The 14,889-nt window shown below is 71.4% G+C and carries 16 protein-coding genes and 2 pseudogenes; 7 read left to right on the top strand and 11 right to left on the bottom strand.

Annotated elements, in window-relative coordinates; genetic code table 11:
- Positions 1-19 precede the first annotated feature (19 nt).
- Positions 20-349, bottom strand: coding sequence for a helix-turn-helix domain-containing protein (locus BX283_RS35540; protein WP_101391501.1), 330 nt, complete (start codon positions 347-349; stop codon positions 20-22).
- A gap of 138 nt (positions 350-487) precedes the next feature.
- Between BX283_RS35540 and BX283_RS35535 the strand changes: the two genes are divergently transcribed.
- Complete coding sequence (locus BX283_RS35535) at positions 488-916, top strand: STAS domain-containing protein (RefSeq protein ID WP_180357352.1); 429 nt, start codon at positions 488-490, stop codon at positions 914-916.
- 15 nt (positions 917-931) lie between these two features.
- Here BX283_RS35535 and BX283_RS35530 read toward each other — a convergent pair whose 3' ends face one another.
- On the bottom strand, positions 932-2,083 hold the full coding sequence (locus tag BX283_RS35530; protein WP_101391499.1) for a GDSL-type esterase/lipase family protein: 1,152 nt from the start codon (positions 2,081-2,083) through the stop codon (positions 932-934).
- Positions 2,084-2,280: 197 nt separating this feature from the next.
- Here BX283_RS35530 and BX283_RS35525 point away from each other — a divergent pair, with 197 nt between their 5' ends.
- Positions 2,281-2,967, top strand: a complete 687-nt coding sequence (locus tag BX283_RS35525) for a TetR/AcrR family transcriptional regulator (protein WP_101391498.1) — start codon at positions 2,281-2,283, stop codon at positions 2,965-2,967.
- Here BX283_RS35525 and BX283_RS35520 read toward each other — a convergent pair.
- On the bottom strand, positions 2,949-3,329 hold the full coding sequence (locus BX283_RS35520; protein WP_101391497.1) for a helix-turn-helix domain-containing protein: 381 nt from the start codon (positions 3,327-3,329) through the stop codon (positions 2,949-2,951). The two genes, BX283_RS35525 and BX283_RS35520, sit on opposite strands and share 19 nt — an antisense overlap.
- A gap of 118 nt (positions 3,330-3,447) precedes the next feature.
- Between BX283_RS35520 and BX283_RS35515 the strand changes: the two genes are divergently transcribed.
- A complete protein-coding gene (locus BX283_RS35515; RefSeq protein WP_101391496.1) occupies positions 3,448-4,395 on the top strand; it encodes an NADP-dependent oxidoreductase in 948 nt (315 codons plus the stop codon).
- Between the two features lie 92 nt (positions 4,396-4,487).
- Here the strand turns inward: BX283_RS35515 and BX283_RS41850 are convergent.
- Positions 4,488-4,737 (bottom strand): annotated as a pseudogene (locus BX283_RS41850) (hypothetical protein); the annotation flags it as partial.
- Positions 4,738-4,865: 128 nt separating this feature from the next.
- On the opposite strand from BX283_RS41850, the gene BX283_RS35505 reads away from it, so the two are divergent.
- On the top strand, positions 4,866-5,429 hold the full coding sequence (locus BX283_RS35505; protein ID WP_101391495.1) for a DinB family protein: 564 nt from the start codon (positions 4,866-4,868) through the stop codon (positions 5,427-5,429).
- Between the two features lie 27 nt (positions 5,430-5,456).
- Here BX283_RS35505 and BX283_RS35500 read toward each other — a convergent pair whose 3' ends face one another.
- The 5 genes and pseudogenes from BX283_RS35500 to BX283_RS35480 all read right to left on the bottom strand — a co-directional run bounded on the left by BX283_RS35500 (position 5,457) and on the right by BX283_RS35480 (position 9,362).
- A complete protein-coding gene (locus BX283_RS35500; RefSeq protein ID WP_101391494.1) occupies positions 5,457-6,005 on the bottom strand; it encodes a YciI family protein in 549 nt (182 codons plus the stop codon).
- An 80-nt stretch (positions 6,006-6,085) separates the two neighbouring features.
- Positions 6,086-6,973 carry an aminoglycoside phosphotransferase family protein gene (locus BX283_RS35495; protein WP_257584091.1) on the bottom strand — a complete coding sequence of 296 codons (888 nt, stop codon included), beginning with the start codon at positions 6,971-6,973 and terminating at the stop codon, positions 6,086-6,088.
- Between the two features lie 30 nt (positions 6,974-7,003).
- Positions 7,004-7,114: pseudogene (locus BX283_RS41845) on the bottom strand (VOC family protein); the annotation flags it as partial.
- Positions 7,115-7,153: 39 nt separating this feature from the next.
- Positions 7,154-8,164 carry an ALF repeat-containing protein gene (locus BX283_RS35485; RefSeq protein ID WP_180357351.1) on the bottom strand — a complete coding sequence of 337 codons (1,011 nt, stop codon included), beginning with the start codon at positions 8,162-8,164 and terminating at the stop codon, positions 7,154-7,156.
- Positions 8,165-8,300: 136 nt separating this feature from the next.
- Positions 8,301-9,362, bottom strand: coding sequence for a M20 family metallopeptidase (locus tag BX283_RS35480; protein WP_101392783.1), 1,062 nt, complete (start codon positions 9,360-9,362; stop codon positions 8,301-8,303).
- 114 nt (positions 9,363-9,476) lie between these two features.
- On the opposite strand from BX283_RS35480, the gene BX283_RS35475 reads away from it, so the two are divergent.
- The gene (locus BX283_RS35475) at positions 9,477-10,409 is read left to right on the top strand and encodes an aminoglycoside phosphotransferase family protein (protein WP_101391491.1); all 933 of its coding nucleotides are present in this window, start codon (positions 9,477-9,479) and stop codon (positions 10,407-10,409) included.
- Between the two features lie 49 nt (positions 10,410-10,458).
- Here BX283_RS35475 and nadE read toward each other — a convergent pair whose 3' ends face one another.
- Complete coding sequence (gene nadE / locus BX283_RS35470) at positions 10,459-11,289, bottom strand: ammonia-dependent NAD(+) synthetase (RefSeq protein ID WP_101391490.1); 831 nt, start codon at positions 11,287-11,289, stop codon at positions 10,459-10,461.
- 150 nt (positions 11,290-11,439) lie between these two features.
- The gene (locus BX283_RS40885; RefSeq protein WP_180357350.1) at positions 11,440-11,607 is read right to left on the bottom strand and encodes a hypothetical protein; all 168 of its coding nucleotides are present in this window, start codon (positions 11,605-11,607) and stop codon (positions 11,440-11,442) included.
- A 183-nt stretch (positions 11,608-11,790) separates the two neighbouring features.
- Between BX283_RS40885 and BX283_RS35465 the strand changes: the two genes are divergently transcribed.
- Both BX283_RS35465 and BX283_RS35460 read left to right on the top strand, forming a co-directional pair.
- Positions 11,791-12,240 carry a hypothetical protein gene (locus BX283_RS35465; protein ID WP_101392782.1) on the top strand — a complete coding sequence of 150 codons (450 nt, stop codon included), beginning with the start codon at positions 11,791-11,793 and terminating at the stop codon, positions 12,238-12,240.
- Positions 12,241-12,575: 335 nt separating this feature from the next.
- Entirely contained in the window at positions 12,576-14,867 is a 2,292-nt protein-coding gene (locus BX283_RS35460; RefSeq protein WP_143676545.1) for a YcaO-like family protein, read from the top strand.
- Positions 14,868-14,889 lie beyond the last annotated feature (22 nt).

Below are 14,889 nucleotides of genomic sequence, written 5' to 3'. Positions count from 1 at the left end.
TCGTCCGGGAGGGGCGCGGTCACCGGTGCTGAGGCCGCTGTCCGCGCTGTTCGTCGTGCTGGGCCAGGACCGCCAGCAGGGTCGCCACGGTCAGTCCGGCCTCTGCGGGGTGCCGCAGCGGGGTGCCCGGTTCTATGCGATAGATGTTGGAACGTCCCTGCCGGGTGTGCGAGAGAAATCCGGATTCCTCCAGATCGGCGATGATTCTCTGGACGGCGCGCTCGGTGAGCCGGCAGTGCGCGGCGATGTCGCGTATGCGGACGGAGGGGTCGTCGGCGATCGAGGCCAGCACGCGGGCGTGGTTGGTCAAGAACGTCCAGCCCGCATGCGGTTCAGGTACAGCACCCATCCCCACAGCGTAGGACGCAGCATTCACGCATACAAATAGACGAAATACTTTTCATGTATCTCTTGACGCATCAGGATGGGAGGCGGAACCTTAAGGAAGCCAAGCAGGGCACCGGCGGATGCCTGGGGAGCCAATGCCATGCCAGAGCACGTCATACCCGCACAGCTGGTCCGCGGGGGCACCACCTACGCGGCACCGGCCTTCTCGCCGAGCGGTCGGCCGCTGCCGCACCTTGAGATCGAGGTCCGCCCGGCGGGCGACCGTCAGCTGGTCGTGGTCACCGGCGAGGTCGACATCGACGCGGACCACCTGCTGCACAGCACGCTGCGTGCGGCTCTCGACCGGTCGCACCGGGGCATCGACCTCGATCTGAGCAAGGTCGACTTCTGCGACTGCTCCGGCCTCAACATCCTGCTGCGCATCCGTCAACGCGCGCTCCGCGACGGCAAGACGCTCCGCGTGCACGCCGTGAGCAGCGCCGTGCACCGACTGCTGACGGTCACCCACACACTGCCGCTGCTGGCCCCGGTCGGCCGCGACGCCCCGCGTGCGGCTCCGAACGGATGAGTTCGGCGTACGCCGTCACAGGCGCAGCCAGGTGAGGTCGACCGCGCCGGCCATCGTGCGGGTGCCCTCGTCGTTCAGGTGGAGGTGGTCTCCGCTGTCGAGATCGGGGCGGATGAAGTCGGGTGCGTCCGGGTCCTGGACCGCCGCCGCGACGTCGACAACCGCGTCGAAGACGGTCGACGCGCGGATCCAGTCGTTCACCTCGCGGCGGATCGCCCGGCCTTCGAGGCTGTCGACCCCGGGGTAGATCGTGCCCGCGTAGGGGCCCATGGTCGTGCCGATGGTGGTCAGCCCCGCGGAACGGGCCTTCGCGGCGAGCGCGGTGTAGCCCGCGATCAGGTCCTCGGCGGTGGCGGGCGGTTCGCCGGTCATGCCCGGCAGCCCGAGGTCGTTGAGGCCGAAGTGGAAGAGCACATGGGTGGCGCCGGGCACGGTCAGGACGTCGCGGTCGAAGCGGGCCAGGCCGTGGAGGCCGACCTCGTCGGTCAGCAGCCGGTTGCCGCCGATTCCCTGGTTGACCACCCAGCCCCGGCCGATCCGGCGGTTGAGCTGGTTGGGGAAGCGCCGGTTGGTGCCCGTCGACGTGCCCGTGCCCTCGAACCACGAGTCGCCGAACGCGACGGCGATCGCGGTGCCTTCGGGGGCCAGCACGTCGACACCGGTGACGTAGAAGCGACTGTCCACTTCCTCGGCACCGTCCAGCACGGGCGCCGAGACGTGGTTGCCGGAGACCGCGTAGGCGTTCTGCGACGCGGTGTGCGCGAACGTCGCCAACCCGGTGTCCTCGGGCAGGTACAGGCTCAGCACGAGGTCGGTGCCGGCGGCCACCGCCAGGTCGACCGGGTCGCTCTGGACCACCTCGCCCACCGGGACGGTCACCTCGTCCGCACCGCCGAAGCGCAGCGGCCTGTCGGTTCCGGGGAGGAGGGCGGTTTCGGCGTCGCCGCCGCTCTCGGCCCGGACCGCGAGCCGAGCGGCGGCTATGACCAGCGGCTCCTTGCCGTACTCGTTGCTGAACCGGACCCGTACGGCCTCGCCGCCGCCGTCGAGGTGCAGGATCTGACGCAGCGTCTGGTCGCGGAAGCCACGGGGCGGCTTGAGCTGGATGGTCTCGTACGGGCTGAGCACGGCGGAACGGAAGCCTGCGACCCAGGCGGTGGTGGTCATGGCGGCGAACTCCTCTGCACGGCAAGGACGGTGGACGGGAACGACGGGAACGACAGTGGCAAGCCCGCCCCCCTCTCGATGAACTGAACCATACAGTACAGTTCACATGTACTCAACGGTTCAGTTGAACTGAACTGACCAGGCCGGTTCAGTACTGGCTAGACTGCGATTCCCAGCGACAGAGAGAGACGGCGACAGTGCGCGCAAGCGAAGGAGCCCCCAAGCGGATCCCCTCGGGCGACCGGGCCGCGGCCAAGCGCAGGGCGATCGTGCGGGCCGCCACCGAGGCGTTCCTGCGGGACGGCTACGGCGTGGGCATGGACACCATCGCCGCCGAAGCGGGCGTCGCGAAGGTCACCGTCTACAACCACTTCGGCAGCAAGGAAGCGCTCTTCACGGCGATCGTCGGCGACGTCCTCGACGCCGCGCTCGCGGAGTCGACCCGACTGATCGAGGAACGCCTCGGCTCCTCGACCGACGTACGCGCCGACCTCGTCGCGATCTGCGAGGCCTGGGTGGCCGGGCACGCCACCCCCGAGGTGCTCGCGCTCCACAACGCCGTCATGGGCTCCATGCCGCAACTGCCCGACCTGGGCCGCACCTGGCAGGAGCAGGGCCCCGAACGCTTCCACCTGATCGTCCGCGCCGCGCTCACCTCACTCGTCGAGCGCAGCGAACTCGCCATCGACGACATCCAGTTGGCGGCCATCCAGCTCTCCGGCCTGGTCCTGATGCCGCACATCGCGTACGGCTCGGCCGGCGCCGCACCCGACCCCGACCTCACCCAGCGGCTCATCACCGGCGGCGTGGACATGTTCCTCGCCCGCTACCGCCCGGCCCCGGCCGCCCCGGGGCACGACAAGGGTCAGGCCGTCGCGTCGTAACTGGACCTGGCCGCCAGCACCTCGTCCATGTTCTGCTCCGCCCACGCCTTGATCGCCTGCATCACCGGGATCAGGCTCTCGCCGAGGGGGGTGAGGGCGTAGTCGACCCGGACGGGCACCGTCGGCGTCACGGTGCGGGTCACCAGTCCGTCGCGTTCGAGGGCGCGCAGGCTCTGGGTGAGCATCTTCTGGCTGACGCTGGCGAGCTTGTGGGACAGGTGGGTGTAGCGCTGGGGGCCGTCGGCGAGCGCGTTGACGATCAGGCTGACCCACTTGTTGCTGATGCGGTCGAGCAAGTGCCGTGCGGGGCACTCGGCGAGGTAGGCGTCGTAGGCGGCCTGTGCGTCGGCTCGCTTCGTCATGACTCTCCCGCTCTCCTTGCCGTGCCATAGGCACCTTGAAGTGCCCTCTTCCCCATGGAGAGTAGCTCTCCATAGGGTCGTTGGTGTCAACGCGGCGGACATACGTGGGGAGTTGCACATGCGCGCGATCGTGGTGCGAGCGGTGGGCGGACCGGATGCGCTGGAGCTGGTGGACGTGCCGGTGCCGGTCGCCGGAACCGGGCAGGTACGTATACGTGTCGAGGCGGCGGCGGTGAACCCGGTCGACGCGGCGACCCGTTCCGGGGATCTCATCGCGGCGGGTCTGATGCCGCCCCGCGACGTCATCGGCACCAGCATCGGCATAGGTTGGGACGTCGCCGGGCGGATCGACGAAGTCGGCCCGGGAGTGACCGTGTTCGCCCCGGGAGACCGGGTCATCGGGCTGCGGGACAGGCTCGACGTCCCCCTGGGCGCATACGCCGAGTACCTCGTGCTGGACGCCGCGGCGGTGGCGCACGCCCCCGCCCGTCTGTCGCCGGTGGAGGCGGCCACCCTGCCGCTGAACGGTCTCACCGCGCTCCAGTCCCTGGACCTGCTCGGTCTGGCTCCGGGCGCGACCCTGCTGGTCACGGGCGCGGCGGGTGCGGTGGGCGGCTTCGCCGTGGAGCTGGCGGCCCTGCGCGGGATACGGGTGGTGGCGTGCGCCGGCCCCGCCGACGAAGCCTTCGTACGAGCCGCCGGGGCCGAGTGGTTCGTCCCTCGCTCCGCCGGTCTCGCCGCGGCGGTACGGGAGTTGGTGCCCGGCGGTGTGGACGGCGCGCTGGATGCCGCCGTGGCCGGGATCACGGCGCTGGGGGCGGTGCGCAACCGGGGCGCGTTCGTCTCCGTGGTCGGCGGCGCCGCGCCCACCCCGCTGCGCGGCATCACCGTGGCCGAGGAGTGGATCGCGGCCGACGGCCCCGCCCTCGCCCACCTCGCCGCACTGGCCGACACGGGCCGGCTCACCCCACGCGTCGCCGACGCCCTTCCCCTCCACCGGGCGGGCGAAGCGCATCGCCTGCTGGCCGAGGGAGGGATCCGGGGCAGGCTGGTGCTCGTACCGTGATACGGCCCTCGCCGGGAGTCAGCGTTCGGCGATCGGCGCCCGCAGCTCGGTCACCCACGCGTCGCGGTCCTGCGGGCTCTCCAGGTTGACCTCCCCGGGCCCGTGGGCGTGACACCCGCCTCGCCGAGGCGTCGGAACAACTCCTGGTAGAGCGGCCCGATGACCGGGCCGATCCCCTGCGGTCCGAAGCTCGCGGCGCCCCGGTCAGCTCCGTCACCCGGATCGCCGGGACGGTCTTGAGGACGACGACATGGGCGGGCCGCAGCAGACCGGTCGCGTCGTAGTGACGAGCATCCGGACCGAGACGCGACCGTGCCGGGCGAAGTCTCCGATGGTGAACATGACGTCTCCGAGTTCAGCGCCTGACACGGTGTGAGCGTCAACAGACCCTAGTAGTGCGGGCGGAGGACAACAGACCGCGCCGGAGGGGGCGGGGGCTTCGCGACCGCCGCCGCACGCCATGGGTGATGATGATCGGCGTGACTACCTCAACCAGAAGATCCGAACTGTTCACCGGAGACGGACCCGACCAGCGGTTCAGCGGACCCGCGACGGGCGACGAACTGCCCATGCTCCTCGGCTTCCTCGCGGATCAGCGCGCCACCCTGGAGTTGAAGTGTGCGGGCCTGGGCGCGGAGCTGGCGGCGCGGTCCGTGGAACCGTCGACGCTCTCCCTGCTCGGCCTGGTCCGCCACCTCGCCCATGTGGAACGCCAGTGGTTCCGCCGGGTGCTGGCCAAGGAGGACGCCCCGCCCCTCTTCTCCACCCCCGACAGCCCCGACAGCGACTTCGACGAAGCCGAGTCCGACGGCCCGGAGGCGATCGCGGAGGCGTGGCAGGCCTGGCGGGACGAGGTCGCGTACGCCGACGACTTCGTCCGGCAGGCTCCCCACCTCGACATCCAGGGCGACGACGCGTGGCGCGGGACGGTGTCGCTGCGGTGGGTGCTCATCCACATGATCGAGGAGTACGCCCGGCACAACGGCCACGCCGACCTGCTCCGCGAGCGGATCGACGGCGCCAGGGGGCTGTGAGCGGCGGCATACCGCGTCCCTCGCCGACTACCGCCGTCCGCCGAACTGCCAGTCGTGGACCTCGATGTCGGCATACCGGTCGTGGGTGAGTACGGCGCGCGCGGCGTCCGCGTCCGGGGCCCGGACGAGCGCCGCCGTACCCACCCAGGTGGCCCCGTCGTCGGACAGCAGCGGACCGTACGCGATGAGGTCGTCCCGGTCCGGCGGCCCGACCAGGTCGGCGGGCTCCCCGGCGCCGAGGCCGAGCACCAGGTAGCGGTCGCCGCCGGTCCGGCCGCCGGGGAAGTCCCACATGGTCCGCCCCAGCAGGTTGCGCCACCGCCGTATCAGCACGTCCCGGTACGCACCGGCCTGGTAGTTGGGCTCGTCGAAGGCGAACGCGCGGGCCGCGGCCGGATCCGGCAGGTCGACGATGTGCACGCTGCCGCTGGGCGTCTCACCGTCGGCGGCGAAGGTCGGACCGCGGGCGATCAGCTCCTTCTCGTACCCGTCCATGTAGGACCAGTGGGCTTCCAGCAGTTCGGCGCGCAGCTTGACGGAGTCGGGCCGGTCGCGGTGGTAGCAGAAGAACTCCATGGCCACGGAGTCTCCCCGACGTACGGCCGCATCTCAACGGCCTTTCGGTGAGGCCGCGGGCCTTCGGCGCGGGGCGGCTCTCAGGTGGCCACCAGAACACGCTCCAGCGCCGCCCGGCCCGCCGGTCCCCAGCTCTGCTTGCCGCCGGGAAGCCCGCGCTCCCAGGCCTGCCCGATGGCGATGAGGCCCAGGCCTCGCAGCACGGCCCATCCGCGCGCGCGTCGGATCGTGGCCGCGTCCGCGTCGGCGTACGCCTCGAAGAACCGCGAAGCCGAGCCTGCCGGAAGAAGCAGCCACGCGGCCGCGAGGTCCGCCGCCGGGTCACCGGCGCAGAGCTCACCGAAGTCGAGCACGCCGGTGAGCGTGCCGTCGGAGACGACGACGTTCGCGGGATGCAGGTCACCGTGGAGCCACACCGGCGGCCGGGTCCAGCCGGGAGCCGAGACCGCGTCCTCCCAGATGTCCCGGACGCCGGCGGGCACGCGGGAGGCGAGGGCTTGGAGTCCCTTCTCGGCATCGTCCGTGAACCGTGCGAGGGGGACGCCGCGCGCCGGGTTGGCCGGAGCTCCGGCGGGCGCGTCCTTGTGGAGTGCTCGCAAGAAGCCCGCCAGGGTGTCGGCCGCACGGTGGCCCTCGGTGACCGGAACGCGGTCGGCCGGCTCGCCGGGAACCCACTTCGCGACGGTCCACACCGCCGGGAACAGCGCGGACGGCTCCCCTGTCCGCAGCGGTGTCGGGACCGGGAGCGGAAGGCCCGGAGCCAGCACGGGCAGCCAGCGGTGCTCCTTGCGCAGGAGCTCGGGCGCGCGTTCCGTGCGCGGCATACGTACGGCCAACTCGTCGCCGAGCCGCCACAGTTGGTTGTCCCAGCCGCCCTCCACCGGACGCAGGCCGAGCCCGGCGAGGTCCGGATGCTGGGCGTGCAGGAGGGATCGCACCAGCCCCGCGTCGATCCTCGTACTGTCCACGGATGAGGCTCCTGTTCGTCGCGGCATCGACTACGGCCGGATGGAGGGACGGGTCATGATCTCCATATTGTGGCCTTCCGGATCCTCGAAGTAGGCGCCCCGGCCGCCGAAGAGGCGGTTGGTCCACCCCGGTTCGGTGTGGACCAACTGGACGGCGGCCGCCGAGGAGTACGGGTGCCGCTATCCCTCGGCCGACCGGCGGCGCCGGGACGCGATCAGCAGGCCCGCGCCTCCGGCGAGTGCGAGCACGGTGCCGCCCGCGGCCCAGGGCAGTGCGGAACCGGCGCCGGTGGAGGCGAGTCCGGTGCTGCCGTCGTCGGCCGCGGTCTTGTGCTGCGGCGTCTTCGCCGCGTCGGGCTCGGCGGCGTCCGTCTTGTCCTCGGCGGCCGGGGACGGCTTGCCGACCTTGTCGTCGCCGGGCTTGCCCGTATCCGGCTTCGGCTTCGGGGTCGGCTTGTTGTTCTGCGCCGCGGCGTCGGCCTCGTCCTTCTTGCGCGCCTCGAACTGACCCTTGTCGAGGAAGGCCTGGACGTCCTCGGGCGTACCCTGGAGCGCCTTCTTCCCGGCCGCCTTCACCGCCGGGCCGCCGTCGTTGATGATCTTGCTGACCAGGGCACGGTTGTCGATGGCGCGGGCCGTGAACTGCTCCACTTCGAGGAACTGCTTGATCGACTCGGGAGTGTCCTCGTCGAGAGCCTTGCGCCCGGCCTCACGGACCGACGGCCCGCCGGTGCTGATGATCTGCGCGGTGCGCACCCGGTCGTCCTCGAAGCGGGCGAGGAACTGGCCCTTCTCCAGGAACCTCACACGGTCCTGCGGAGTGCCCTTGAGCGCCTTCTTGCCCGCTTCCCGCACCCGCGGACCGCCCGCGCTGATGATCCTTGAGATCAGCACCTCGTTGTCCTCGTCACGGGCGGCGAACTGGCCGACCTCAAGGAAGTGCCGCATCGCCGCCGCCCCTGCCTCGATCGCCTTGCGCCCGGCCGCCTTGAGACCGGGGCCCGCGTCCTTGGCCGCCATCAGCCGGAGGATCTCGGACCGGTCGCTGTCCTCCTGCTGTTCAGGGGTCAGGGCAGAGACCTTCGCCCCCGCACCCGAGACGGTGTGAGCCCTGGCGGTGTCGGCGGCGGACGCCGGGGAGGCGAGCAGGACGGCCGGCGCGATGGCAGCGGATACGACAAGAGTCGACATGCGGGTCAACTTCATGTGGTTCCCCCGGTTTCTCAAGAAAGTCAGACAAGTAAGACAAGGTCGCCCACATCATAAGCGGATGTTGACCTTCCCTTTACTTCCGACCCCCGTCCCCCTGCCTCGCCCTGCGCTCCCGTCAGGCGCTCCGGATCGCCTTCACCAGCCCGGTGACGAGGTCCGCCCGCTCGGCCATCGCCTCGACCACCACGTACTCGTGGTCGGCATGGGCACCGCCCCCGACCGCTCCCAGGCCGTCGAGTGTCGCCACCCCCAGCGCGGCCGTGAAGTTGCCGTCGCTGCCACCGCCGACTGCCACGCCCTCGATGCCCGGGCGCAACTTCCGTGCCACCGCGAAGAGTTCGGCCGACGCCGACTCGGGCATCGGGGGACGGCCCACGGCACCCTCGACCGTGATCCGCGCTTCGTCCAGGTGCGGCGCCAGGGCCGCGAACGCCGATTCGATACGTTCCTTCTCCTCGGCCGACTCGACGCGGACGTCGACGACGACGGTCGCCTCGGCGGGAACGACGTTGTCCAGGGTGCCCGCGGCCGCGACGGTCGGGGTCACGGTCGTGCCGATCTCGGGACGGCCGAGCGCCGCGATGGCCAGCACTTGGTGTGCCGCCTCGACCAGGGCGTTGACCCCCGCCGCGGGTTCGAGTCCGGCGTGCGACGCGCGGCCCGCGATCGAGACCCGGAACGTGCCGCAGCCCTTGCGGCCGGTCTTGAGTCCGCCGCCGTCGGCGGCGCCCTCGAAGACGAGTACGGCGCCGCAGGCGAGGGCCCGTTCCTCGATCAGCGCGCGGGAGGAGCCGGAGCCGACCTCCTCGTCGGCGGTCACCAGGATCTCGACGCCGGAGAGGTCGTCGAGTGCCGCCAGCCCGTGGACGGCCTGCACCAGACCGCCCAGCATGTCGAAGACACCGGGGCCGGTGGCCCGCCCGTCCTCGACCCGGAACGGGCGGCGCGCGAGCGTGCCGAGCGGAAACACCGTGTCGTGGTGACCGAGGATCAGTACACGGGGATCGCCACCGCCCGACCAGTGGACGTGCGGCCCGGCCTCGCTCTCGACGAGGACGGCCTTCCCGCCGAGGCGGTTCTCGATGACGGCGGCGACGGTTTCGGCCGAGGCCGTCAAGGCCTTCGGATCGCGCGAGGGAGACTCGACTTCGACGAGTGTCCTGAGGTCCTCGATCATCGCGTCGACACTCACGCCGACGCTCTTGTGCGTGCTCACGCGATCAGCGTACTTGCCCCCTCCTTGGCGACGGATCCATGGCCCCGGGGCCCGTCGGGCGCGTAGCGTGCCCAGATGATCGTGATACCGGAGGTGTTCGCGCGTACCACCGTCGAGCGCGAAGGAGAACCCGGCGCGGTATGGCTCGCCGAGCTGCCCGCCCTCGTCGACGGGCTGCTGGACCGCTGGGGGTGTGTGCCCAACGGCGAGGTGATGCACGGGGGCGTCGGGGTGATCGTCCCGGTGCGCCGGCCGGCCGAGGGTCCCGCCGTGCTGAAGGTGTCGTTTCCGCATCCGGGCAACGTCCACGAGCCCGACGCGTTCGCCACGTGGGGCGGGCGCGGCGCCGCCCTGCTGTACGAACGCGACGACGACCGGTTCGCGATGCTGCTGGAGCGGGCGCGGACGTCGACCCTGGAGGAGGTCCAGGACAACGACGAGGTGGTGACGGTCGCGGGCCGCCTCAATCGCCGACTGGCCGTCCCCGCGCCGCCCGGGCTGCCCCGGCTGCGGGAGCAGGCCGACGCCTGGGAGGAGCAGCTGCGCAAGGACGCCGCGGAACTGACGCACGCGCTGTCGCCCCACGTGGTGGAGGCCGCGGTGGCCACCGTCCGCGAACTGGGCCGCGCCCAGCCGGACACCCTTGTCCACGGCGACCTCCACGCCCGCAACATCCTGCGCGCCGACCGCGAACCATGGCTGGCCGTCGACCCCAAGGGGTACGCGGGAGACCCCGCCTACGACGGCGGTACGCTGCTCAAGACCCGCGCCTGGGCGCTCCTCGCGGCGGACGACCTGCGCAAGGCCGTCCACCGCACCCTCGACGTCTTCGCCGAGGCGGCGGAACTCGACCGTGAACGCACCCGGCGGTGGGCCCAGTTGCACGCCGTCCAGACCGCGTTCTGGGGCCGCCGCCATGGATTCCGCATCGCCCGCGGCGGCCCCTGGCTGGACCGGATCACCGAATTCGCCGACCACCTGGCGGGGTTGCTGACGGAGGGTCCGTAGAGGCGCCGGATCGCTCGTACAGCGCTATTCGTGGTGTGCGGCGGCTCTCCTACGGCGCGATCGGCAGCTGGCGCTTGTGCTCGGTGAGGCGGTAGCGGCGGACGATCGTCTCGAAGGCCCGCTCGTCCACCGGCTTGCCCTCCAGGAAGTCGTCGATGTCGTCGTACGTGACACCGAGCGCGTCCTCGTCGGCCTTGCCCGGGGCGAGCGTCTCCAGGTCGGCCGTCGGGGTCTTCCACACCAGCTCGGCGGGTGCGCCCAGGGCGTCCGCGACGGCACGCACCCGGCGCTTGGTCAGGCCGGTCAGCGGCACCAGGTCGGCGGCGCCGTCGCCGAACTTGGTGAAGAACCCGGACACCGCCTCGGCGGCGTGGTCGGTGCCGACGACCAGGCCGTCGTGCGCGCCGGCCACCGTGTACTGGGCGATCATGCGCTGGCGCGCCTTGATGTTGCCGTGCACGAAGTCCTGGTGGTGGGCGTCGCGGAAGCTGACGTCGGCGGCGAGCGAAGCCTCCAGGGCGGCGTCGCTGGCGGGCTTGATGTCCACGGTGAGCACGTGGTCGGCCCGGATGAAGGAGAGCGCGAGCTGGGCGTCGTGCTCGTCGGCCTGGACGCCGTACGGCAGGCGCATCGCGTAGAAGGACGCCTCGTGCCCGGCGGCCCGGGCCCGCTCGACGGCGAGCTGGCACAGGCGGCCGGTGGTGGTGGAGTCGACGCCGCCGCTGATGCCGAGCACGAGGGAGCGCAGCCCGGTGGAGGTCAGCCGCTCGGCGAGGAAGGCCACCCGGCGCTCGATCTCCCGCTCGGCCTCGAAGGTCTCGGCGACCTGGAGGTCCCTGGCGATCTCCTGCTGCAGGGCGGTGGACGCCGGCTCGCTCACGTCTGCTCCTTGTTCCGGTTCACGATGTGCTGGTGGGACCACCCTACCCAGGGGGTATGGGGTGCCCGACGCCGCCGGTGTGTGCGACGCCGGGCCAGGCGGCATACGTGCGCCGACGCGCCCCGCGATCTCCTCGGCGGGCGAAGCCCCTCACGTGCCGACGCGCCTCCAGCTCCCCCGCGCCGCCAGGGCGAGCAGGGCGCTGATGACGAGGTCCCCGATGCGGCTCGCCTTGTCGGCGTCCTTCACCGCGTTGATGAATCCGCCCAGCGCGAGTGCGGTGAGCACGAGGGCGAAGAGGACCCAGAAGACTTTCACGACGCCTCCATGGCGACTCCGGGATGCCGAAGGGAGCGGCCAACGTAGCGGCGGTGCACAGGAGTTGCCGGGGGAACACCGCAAGGATGACCCGTCCGGGTGGACTTCCGCGTGGACCGCTGCCGCGTCCCCCGGGCGCCGGAGATCTTGTGCCGTGCGATCCCGCGTCCGTACGTTGTCCCGATGGGCATCTTCGACAAACTCACCGGCACCCGGTACCCCGAGACCGGTGTCGCGGCGCGTTCGGCCGCGGAGGTCCGGGCCGCGCTGCTCGCGGTCAACGGGCCGGGCGTGCCGTTCGTCGTGCGCAACGGTGCCCCTTCCGAGCGTGCCGACCTGGTGGCGGTGTGCCGGGTCCGGGAGCTGGGCCTGACCGTGCGCACCCGGATGCGTCTGGTCCCGGAGCAGCACGAGGTGCGGGCGATCGACGAGCAGTGGGAGGCGCAGACGCGCGAGTACGCGCGCGGGCAGGTGACCGGTGTCGCCCGCGACTGGACGATCGAGCGCGGGACCGACGGCCGTCCGCAGATCACGGAGGGCGCCCGCTTCGACTTCGCGGCGATGAAGAACCCCCTGCGGGGTGCGGTCCTGGACGCGGGATGGACGTGGCGGGGAGTCGTGTTCCGGCTCTGACCCAGCAAGGTCCCGCACACGTATACGTCGCCCCCAACAGCCCGGCCATCCCCAGATTTTGGGATACGGCCGCCTTTGTGAGCTGCCATAGCCTGCCGGAGACGCTTCGCAGCGTACGGCGGCATACGTATCTGACGTGAGCCGCGTATCCGAGAGGAGAACCTCATGATCGTGCAGCTCGAGTTCCAGCGGGCCCGACGGATGTACCCCCCGGCGCACCACCACTCCGGGATCGCTCCCGTGTTCACGTGGAAGAAGGACTGACCCTTCAGGTCGTTCGGTTCCGGGGGCCGCTGTCTCGGCGGCTCCCGGATCCTTTGAGGTTGGAGGAAGTCGTGACAGTCAGTCCTTCCGTGCGGACCGGCGGGCTCCGCCTGGTGAACGTCGAACTACGGCCGCTCGTGCGACCCGGCCCGGGTGCGGAACGGCACACGCTGGCCATCGCCCCCAGGGGCCGTCTCTTCGAGATCAAGGCCGCGCCCGAGAAGGTCGCGGCGGTCCTCGGCCGCTGCGACGGTACGAGGACGGCCGAGGAAGTCACCGAGGGCACCTCGGATCCGGCCGGATACCGGGAGGTGCTGGAGAAGCTGACCGAGCTCGGCGCCCTCAGCTCCGGAACCCCGCTCGCCGGCGAGGGGCGGTGGCTGCGGTTCGCGAACGGGACCGAGCCGCAACCCGACCGGGTGGCCGCCACCCCGCTGATCCTGACCGGCGACGCCGAACTGACCGAGATCGCCCAACTCTGCCCGGCCGCCGCCCACTTCGCCTCCGTCGAGGTCACCACCACGGCCGGTCTGCCGCAGGTGCTGGAGAAGTACGCGGACGGCGAGCCGCTGGTGCTGGCGCTGCGCGACCGCTTCGCCCTCGACTACCTGGAGTCCCTCAACGACTTCTGCGCCGAGCTCAAGGTCAACTGGTCCTCGTTCCACCTCGGCCAGGGCCGCGGCTGGGCCGGACCCACCGTCGCGCCGGGGCGCACCCCCGACTACCGGGACCTGCTGGGCCGGCGGCTGACGGTGGCCGAACGGGCCGACGTGCACACCGCGCTCACCGGCGACGTGGTGTTCGGCGAGGCCGCCCGCCCCACCCACTCGGAACTGCTGTGGATGCTCTCGTACTTGCTCATCGACGTGGAGCGGTGGATCGCGGGGGTCACCGCGCTGACGTTGTGGGCGGAGATCGAACTCGATCCGGTGGAGCTCACCACCTCCCGGCACCCGCTGCTGCCGCTGCCGGACCGCCCCATCGACGACGACAGCCCGCCTCTGAGCGAGCGGTATCTGCTGGACGACCGCACCGGCCTCATCGCCACCCACCAGGTCTTCGACCACCACCCCTCGATCCCGGACCAGTTGGTCACCGTGCAGACCAACGTCGCCGACATGCGCCGGCTGTACACCTGGTCCAGCAACGTGGTCTGCGGCGGCACCTCCTTCCGCGACTTCCGGGCCGCACGCGGCGCCGCGATCGGCGAGGCGGTCGAGCGGTACTGCGGAAACTGCGTCACCGACTCCGTGGAGGTGCGCGAAGCCTCGTACCGCGAAATGCGGCGGTCCGGCGAGCGCGCCCTCGACCCGGAGCGCCTGGTGCTCTACTCGGACCGGCTCTACGACAGCCCCGGCTTTCCGTTCGTCCGCTTCACCCACGACCGCACCACCCACTGGGTGCGCGGCCACTCCCTCACCCGGGACCGGCCGATGTGGGTTCCGGCCAGCCTGGTGTACGTCAACTGGTACATGGACCAGTACGCCGAGGTGCCGCCCACCAACTTCCTCTACTACCCGGGGCTTGCCGCGGGTCGCAACCTGGAGCACGCGCTGGTCTCCGGCATCGAGGAGATCATCGAGCGGGACGCCACCATGATCTGGTGGATGAACCGGCATCCGCTGCCCAAGGTCGAGCCCACCCCCGAGCTCGCCGCGCTCTGGGCCGGGCGCCCCACCGAGCTCGGCCAGCGGGGCTGGCTCATCCACCTGGACAACGAGTTCGACGTGCCGGTCATGGCCGGAGTGGTCGAGAACGAGGTGGAGAAGCTGTTCTCCATCGGCTTCGGGGCCCGCCCCGACCCGGTGGAGGCCGCCCGCAAGGCGTGGGGCGAGGGGCTCACCCTGCAGGACGGCTCCCGGGACTTCGACGACCCCCAGGGGTTGTTCCGGGAGGCGGTCGCGGCGGGCTGGACGAGCGCACGGGTGAAGCCCTGGCGCGCGGACCGCGCCTACCTCGACGACTACGCCAAGGACTTCCACGACGTCAACGACCTGCTCTGCCAGGAGCAGCTCTTCCTCGACCCGCGTGCGGCCGAGATCGTACGCCCCTGGGTCGACACCCCCACCAGCCGCACCATGGACTCGCTGCCGCGCCTCGCCGACCGCTCCCTGGGCACGTACCAGAAGACCGTCGAACAGCGCGGCTACGAGATCGTCTACGTCGACATCACCACCCAGGACGTCGCCAAGACCGGATTCCGCGTCCTGCGCGTCCTGATCCCCGGCCTCGTCCCCAACTTTCCCGCGGCCTTCCCGTTCCTGGGCCGCAGGCGCATCCAGGACGTGCCGGTCTCGCTCGGCTGGCGCACCCACCCCCTGGCGGAGGAGGACCTCAACTACTTCCCCCTCCCGCACGCCTGACTCCCCCGTGGGCACCGCCGCT

The organism is Streptomyces sp. TLI_146 (assembly GCF_002846415.1).
Classification (GTDB): Bacteria; Actinomycetota; Actinomycetes; order Streptomycetales; family Streptomycetaceae; genus Streptomyces.
The sequence above is the reverse complement of the archived record's forward strand: the minus strand, read 5'-3'. Positions and strand labels throughout refer to the sequence as shown.